This is a genomic window from Adonisia turfae CCMR0081 (genome assembly GCF_011009555.1).
GTDB classification, from domain to species: Bacteria; Cyanobacteriota; Cyanobacteriia; order Phormidesmidales; family Phormidesmidaceae; genus Leptothoe; species Leptothoe turfae.
This window is the reverse complement of the sequence record NZ_QXHD01000004.1, coordinates 1,595,109-1,601,983: the sequence shown is the minus strand read 5'-3', so window position 1 is coordinate 1,601,983 and position 6,875 is coordinate 1,595,109. Positions and strand designations below refer to the sequence as shown.

General features: G+C 45.3%; 6 protein-coding genes and 1 tRNA gene. 1 reads left to right on the top strand and 6 read right to left on the bottom strand.

Going from position 1 to position 6,875, the window contains the following annotated elements; all coding sequences use genetic code 11:
* Nucleotides 1-270 precede the first annotated feature (270 nt).
* Nucleotides 271-1,266, bottom strand: coding sequence for a hypothetical protein (locus DXZ20_RS11050; RefSeq protein ID WP_163698179.1), 996 nt, complete (start codon nucleotides 1,264-1,266; stop codon nucleotides 271-273).
* Nucleotides 1,267-1,935: 669 nt separating this feature from the next.
* Here DXZ20_RS11050 and chlP point away from each other — a divergent pair.
* Nucleotides 1,936-3,204, top strand: a complete 1,269-nt coding sequence (chlP, locus tag DXZ20_RS11045) for a geranylgeranyl reductase (RefSeq protein ID WP_163660555.1) — start codon at nucleotides 1,936-1,938, stop codon at nucleotides 3,202-3,204.
* Between the two features lie 392 nt (nucleotides 3,205-3,596).
* Here chlP and DXZ20_RS11040 read toward each other — a convergent pair whose 3' ends face one another.
* The 5 genes from DXZ20_RS11040 to DXZ20_RS11020 form a co-directional block, all read right to left on the bottom strand.
* Nucleotides 3,597-4,331, bottom strand: coding sequence for a response regulator transcription factor (locus tag DXZ20_RS11040; RefSeq protein WP_006518109.1), 735 nt, complete (start codon nucleotides 4,329-4,331; stop codon nucleotides 3,597-3,599).
* A gap of 319 nt (nucleotides 4,332-4,650) precedes the next feature.
* Nucleotides 4,651-4,722, bottom strand: a tRNA-Asn gene (locus DXZ20_RS11035).
* Between the two features lie 124 nt (nucleotides 4,723-4,846).
* Nucleotides 4,847-5,398: an NYN domain-containing protein gene (locus tag DXZ20_RS11030; RefSeq protein ID WP_163660557.1), complete on the bottom strand. Its 552-nt coding sequence runs from the start codon at nucleotides 5,396-5,398 to the stop codon at nucleotides 4,847-4,849.
* A gap of 92 nt (nucleotides 5,399-5,490) precedes the next feature.
* Nucleotides 5,491-6,168 (bottom strand): energy-coupling factor ABC transporter ATP-binding protein, encoded by a 678-nt coding sequence (locus DXZ20_RS11025; protein WP_163660559.1) that lies wholly within the window; start codon nucleotides 6,166-6,168, stop codon nucleotides 5,491-5,493.
* 105 nt (nucleotides 6,169-6,273) lie between these two features.
* Nucleotides 6,274-6,546 carry a UPF0367 protein family gene (locus tag DXZ20_RS11020; RefSeq protein ID WP_163660561.1) on the bottom strand — a complete coding sequence of 91 codons (273 nt, stop codon included), beginning with the start codon at nucleotides 6,544-6,546 and terminating at the stop codon, nucleotides 6,274-6,276.
* Between the last annotated feature and the right edge of the window lie 329 nt (nucleotides 6,547-6,875).

Below are 6,875 nucleotides of genomic sequence, written 5' to 3'. Positions count from 1 at the left end.
GTGAACTCCATGTGTTGGGCCGTTGGTTATTTAATTGGTCCCCCCTTAGGCGGCTGGGCCTTAGACCATGCCATGGCCCATCAATTTTGGCTGTGGTTAATGTTCAGTACCCTAGGCGGCATCATAATTTTGCGCACGCTGCAACTACAGATGCAGCCACAAAATTCTCACTAATCTTTATCTCACCAATCGTTAACCGCCTAGCCCTAGAAATTTCGGAACCAACCCTACTCCCCCAAGCACTAAGACCTATTCCCCATCTAACGAACACTAAATCATGTCAGGAAACACCTCAGGCGAAAACATCTGCCATAGCGCCTGATGATAAGGCTCATAATGCTTCACCCGGGACTGTTCTACATACTGTTCAAACTCTTGACCCATCAAATGGAGCATGTGTCTCACCAGCTCCCAATTTACCTTGAGCGTCGGATAGAGCATGACACACAGTGGAAAAAGCTCCTGCTGGATCGCCGACAGACTTTGTTCTAAGACACAGGTCCATAGATAAATCTGAAACATCTCCGTGTCACGGACACTAGAAACACGCACAACGTCACTGTCTAAACGATCTGTGTAGCACTGATAGTTGGGATAAATCGTATTAACACGATCGACCACATTATTTGCGATTACAGTGCTATGGGGCAAAAGCGTCTGCACAACCTTTAAACGCTCATCATCATAGGCATACCTAGCGGCAGCAGCATAGGCACGCTGCAACGGCATATATAAGTGATCATCAATCACCTTAAAGTAAGCGGCCAGTGTGCCTTGCTCAGACTCAGGAGCAGACTCTATGAGCATTTGACCACAGTGGTGAAACTGCATACTCACAAACCCAATCAACCTTGGGTCCCCAGACGTATAGCGCTTACGAATAACGCCTAAACCCGACGCAATCTTGACCGATAACTGCTGAGGAGGAATATGCTTGCCGTAAGCGGCTAACGCCTTGGCATAAACTCGATGCACATCACCAGCAACACTCCACGGGTCAATCAAATTGGCATTTATGCGATGACGTTTTACCTCATGGGCAAGGAAAGATTCAGTCAAATTCCATGCTTTTGCACTGGCGGAACGGAGTTCCGAGGTCAAGTGCTCAACAACTGCTGTACGAGACTGGGGATTCGACTCCTGTAGAGTCCCTTCATAGGTTTCAATAGCAATGACATATCGCTTAGCCCAAAGCTGAGCCAATTGGACTGGGCTAGCTTTAGCAAGTGGCTCATCGATCGCTTGCCTTTTATTGGGTTGACGCATTGTTTTTTGAAAAACCCTGTAGATTTTGGTTAGTAAATGTCAGCAATGGGCGAAATTCGACCACCTATTTGCCCCCTAATGGCCATCAAAGAAGCAAGACTTTCTAAAAAAAGAGCATCCCCATGAATCGCAATCATTGAATTCGATAAATCAGTATTGATATCTAGAATTCTTGTCGATTTTTATACTTATCTATAAATATAAGTAAGTTCTCATGATTTAGAAACGGTGTTTTCTACGCAAATTTGCGGAAGAACCTTGCAATTAAGAAATCTAAGGACTTTCACTAGACGAAATGAAGCGATTAAAAGTGAAATCTCTATTTGTCAAGGTTGGATTTTAGAACACAAACTCTCCCCCATTAATTGATGGCTGAACTGACTAATTGGATGAAGAGAAACGTGTAGAAAAAGATGATTTTTTCAATAGTGATTGCTGACAGGACAACTAGATTTTGTTGTCACCTGCAACACAACAATCTTGTGAGATCTGCACAACACGCTCAATCTGTATCTTTAAGAACACTTACCTCACTCGCAATCTATGGTTGCTATGGGCATGTCTCAAATCGTGTTTCATTTTTGTTACATCTACGAGAGTGAGCCAGTTCCGCTCAAATCTGCGTGATAGCATACACACCATAGCTTTTAATCGATTTGGAGAAAAACCTTGGCACTTCGGGTTGCGGTTGTTGGAGGCGGTCCAGCAGGTTCTTCTGCTGCTGAGACACTAGTAAAAGCAGGTATTGAAACCTATCTATTTGAGCGCAAGTTAGACAACGCAAAGCCCTGTGGTGGCGCGATTCCCCTTTGCATGGTGGATGAGTTTGACTTACCCCCTGAAATCATCGATCGTCGCGTACGTAAGATGAAGATGATTTCTCCTTCAAATATTGAAGTTAATATCGGTAGCACCCTCAAGGATGACGAGTACATTGGCATGTGCCGTCGTGAGGTGCTTGATGGGTTCCTGCGTGGGCGGGCTGAGAAGCTTGGCACCAAGGTGATAAATGGTACCGTGCACAAGTTGGAACTTCCTTCTAACGATACGGATCCTTACACTCTTCACTACGCTGATCATTCCAACGGCACACTCCAAGGAGATGCCAAGACTTTACAGGTAGATATGGTGATTGGTGCTGACGGTGCCAATTCCCGTGTTGCCCGTGCGATTGATGCCGGTGACTATAACTATGCGATCGCATTCCAAGAGCGCATTCGCATCCCTGACGACAAAATGGCTTACTACGAAGAGTTAGCAGAAATGTATGTCGGTGATGACGTTTCCCCTGACTTCTACGCGTGGGTTTTCCCTAAGTACGATCACGTGGCTGTCGGTACTGGTACCATGCGGGTTAATCAGGCCAAAATTAAGCAACTACAAAAGGGCATTCGTGAGCGTGCAGCTAAGCGGCTTGAAGGTGGCGAAATCCTGAAGGTAGAAGCTCATCCTATTCCTGAGCATCCCAGACCTCGCCGGGTTGTTGGTCGTGTTGCACTTGTGGGTGATGCTGCTGGCACAGTAACCAAGTCTTCTGGTGAAGGCATTTATTTTGCCGCTAAGTCTGGTCGCATGTGTGCTGAGACTATTGTTGAACTATCCAACAGTGGTGAGCGAGCTCTAACTGAAGCTGAACTCAAGACTTACATCAAGCGTTGGGACAAGCAGTATGGCGTCACCTACCTGGTACTGGATATTCTGCAGCGCGTCTTTTACCGCTCCGATGCTACTCGCGAAGCGTTTGTAGAGATGTGTGCTGACATTGATGTTCAGAAACTTACCTTTGACAGCTATCTGTACAAAACTGTCGTACCTGCTAATCCCATTACTCAAATGAAGATTACTGCCAAAACTATCGGCAGTCTAATTCGTGGTAATGCCTTAGCGCCCGCTGAGTACTCTCCAGTAGAAGCGATTACGCAAGCGATTACTAAGTAGCCACATAATCAACTCACAGCAGGCATATATCTGATCTGCTAGCTCTTCCAGAGAACTATTAATAGAGCCTACGGTAGAAATGAGTTCTACCGTAGGCTCTATTTTTTCTAGAGAAACACAACATTCACGGCTTTACATTCGCCCTACAGTTAAGTTCCCGCAGACCTGCTATGCTTCGCTACGCTGAAAAGTTCTCATCTCAAAAACCAAGCACCAGGAACCAAGAACCAAACCCGACTACCCATCAAAAAAGGGAGGCCTTTTTAGGCCTCCCTTCAATGCTTTTTTAATGCTTTTTGACGGTGCTGTCGCTTTATTCCTCCAGATGCACAGCAGCAGATAAAACGTAAACACTAAAACATATTCTCCCAATGTTCACTGATGGATACACCCTAGCTTGCCGCGCGGTTCGCAAATGCCTGATCATCCTGAGGTAGCTCCAGACAATAGCCAGCACCATAAACAGTTTTAATAAACTTAGGATGGCGTGGGTCCGGCTCTAACTTAGTTCGCAGGTGGCGAATATGTACGCGGATGGTTTCAATATCATCGTTCGGGTCATATCCCCAAACTTCCTTCAAAATTTCACTAGGAGCAACTGTCTGTCCATGACGCTGCAAAAGACAGTGCAACAGTTCAAATTCTAAGTGTGTCAGCTTCACAGTGCGCTCAAACCAGATAGCTTCAAAACGCTCAGGCACCAACGTTAGTGGGCCATAGCTCAGAATTTCACTATGTTTAGCAGCCTGAGGGATACGGTCAGTACGCCGTAGCAGCGCTCTGACACGAGCCAACATTTCCTCTAATTCAAAAGGCTTTGTCAAGTAATCATCAGCACCAGCATTGAATCCGTCAACCTTATCTTGGGTTTGCCCCAAGGCCGTTAACATCAACACTGGAATATCTGCTGTTCGCTCATCACGGCGAACACGTTGGCAAACGGTAAGGCCGTCCACCTTAGGCAACATCAAATCAAGCATGATCAGATCTGGCAGGAGTTGCACAGCTAGCGCTTGGCCCCTCACACCATCCTCGGCCTGACTGACATCATATCCAGCCATTTCTAGATTAACTGCCACCAGTTCTGAAATAGCGGGATCATCATCGATGACAAGTATACGAGGCATCTTAAAGACAGAGAGTTTGTTATTCGGAATTCCTAGAAACCTCTTAGGTTTCCAATTCGCTCCCCATAGAAATAAATAAATTTATAGTGGGAGACAAATTTTATCCCAAATATATACTATCTCTACAATCAGTTAAGCGAATGATACCTTAAGGTTTAATTCACGTTACTCGCCCTTACACCATCAGCAATGGCGGGACAATGTTGATCAACTCCCACGGCAGCACCCCTCTACCAGCAAGCAGTACAGGGATTCCATAGAAATTCTCAAAACAGCACAGCCATCTTGAAAAAATCACACAAACTATACAGTTTATAAACTCCCCAGGTAGGATTCGAACCTACGACCAATCGATTAACAGTCGACCGCTCTACCACTGAGCTACTGAGGATCATTCAGCTTTAATAATATAGGCAATTGTGTAGCCGTTACGCAAGGGCATTTTTAATTTTTCCTAGAAAAACCCGCATGCCTCTAGAAAGACATCAGGTAAAACAGTCCTATTTAGGTTCTTTTCAGTCCATAAGCTTTGAGCGAAGCTTTGCCAATTTTGCCTGAGTCTCTGGATTAAGGGATTTTGAAAGAAATCGCTGTTTAGAGTGTTTTTTCGGCTTTTGACGGTGTTTTACTTTTTGTACAGAAAGATCCACATCTGCATTTAATTGGGCAGCTGACATCCATTCAGCCCCGTAGCCTACTACGGTTAATTGCTGGGCACGATCAGACGTCGCCACAATCAAGCGTTTTTCAAATTTACGAATATCGTCACGAAATTTGGCACAGGATATTTCTATATAACTATCAGCCGTCTGGCCAAAACTGGTGTAATGAATGGCCAAATGCTGAGTAAACTTTTCGATGCGATGGGATTGACGCTGGCCATACGCATCAAAAACTAACAAGGTTTCAAACCCTCTATAGGCACTATAGTTGGCCAACGTTTCAGCAAGGCTTGTACGGGCCACCCCCAGCCCCTGAAAATCTCTCAGTTCTGTTAGCTCAGGCCACGCACCGATAACGTTATACCCGTCGACTAATAAAATTGCCTGGGAGGTAGAACCTTTCATCTGCGGTTGCCTGGATAACGTATAAGCTCAGTCTATGATTCCTCTAGCTTAACGTTCGCTATCTACGTAACAACAAGCCTGAAGGATTTTTCTCAGGTTAAATGAAGATTTTGCAAGGCTTGTTTCACCTGTTCGGGCGCACCTTGGGTGGCTACATGGCCTTGTTCTAGCAAAATTGCGCGATCGCAATAATCTAATTCCACCAGTCGGTGAGTTACCCAAAGTGCCGTAATCCCCTGCTGTTTCACTAGATCACGCACTTGGGCAACCAACTCAAGCTGACTATCTGGGTCGAGGAGGGCAGTGGGTTCATCAAATAGAAGCACTCGACAGTGTTGGGCTAGAGCCCCCGCGATCGCAACTCGCTGCTTTTGCCCACCACTCAATGCATAAATGGGACGCCGCTTGAGATGCAGCAAATTAACCATCATGAGTGCTTCATCTACTCGCTGACGCACCGCTTCGTAGGGCATATCCTCATCCACAAGGCCAAAGGCAACATCAGCTCCGACCGTGGGCATTACCAGCTGATGATCGGGGTTTTGAAAAACAAACCCCACTGGCTTTTGTAAATAGATTGAGCCTTGAGGTGAATCTAATAGACCCGCCAACAACCTTAATAATGTCGATTTTCCACTGCCATTAGTCCCGAGAAGCATACAGAACTCACCTCGCTTCACTTGCAGTGAGCATCCGGCAAGGACTGAAGCTCCTGATTCCCAACTGAAATGCAAATCGTCAATTGCGATCGCACAGGACTTGTCAATCATCAAAAATCAAAACATCTAATAGTGTTAGCTGCACCGCACCCAATAGCATCTGCCATTTACCCCTACTTGTCTCTACGCATCAAGACAAAACTCGCAGGAAAGGAATTATTCATTAGCCATTGAAAAGAATCCAGCTGATTTACCTGAAGAAGAAGTACCACCAGACTTTTCATAAACCTGTACCGCAGCCAGTTCACTCACTAAAACTGAAAGCTTTTTGCCCTCTTGCTTATCACAGGCCAACTCAAGAATGACCGGTTGGCCTGTCTTGAGAGCATTCAGAGCAATTGCATAAGCCTCATCTGCAGCCTCCTTAGTCTTCTTTTGGACTGACATCGGTAGGGCCGTATGCTTCATTGAAAGTTCAACTATATACATGAGCGAAAAATATCTTTACTGAGGAGTCCGGTCTCTAGTATGTCAAAAATGGCCGACAAGTACGGCACCGATAATTGAGCGCGCGCAGCGGATCGCCGAACCAAATCTTAAGAGAAAATACCACTTTCAAAAATGACAGTGGCCTTTCAGAAAGATACCTCTATAATGAGAAAAATAGTAAAGATAAGTAAATTTCTACTCATAAAGTCGACCGAATACCCAAGGCATTATTCCGCAGTGCGGATTTACATTTTTTATTTTCGTGCCCTCGTTCGCCTCAGTAGCAAAATACCTATCTTTACTGCTTTGGAAAAAATCACACTAGAGGG

Coding starts and splice junctions, on each gene's coding strand:
- DXZ20_RS11050 (WP_163698179.1), bottom strand. CDS start 1,266: ATGCGTCAACCCAATAAAAGGCAAGCGATCGATGAGCCACTTGCTAAA.
- DXZ20_RS11040 (WP_006518109.1), bottom strand. CDS start 4,331: ATGCCTCGTATACTTGTCATCGATGATGATCCCGCTATTTCAGAACTG.
- DXZ20_RS11030 (WP_163660557.1), bottom strand. CDS start 5,398: ATGAAAGGTTCTACCTCCCAGGCAATTTTATTAGTCGACGGGTATAAC.
- DXZ20_RS11025 (WP_163660559.1), bottom strand. CDS start 6,168: ATGATTGACAAGTCCTGTGCGATCGCAATTGACGATTTGCATTTCAGT.
- DXZ20_RS11020 (WP_163660561.1), bottom strand. CDS start 6,546: ATGTATATAGTTGAACTTTCAATGAAGCATACGGCCCTACCGATGTCA.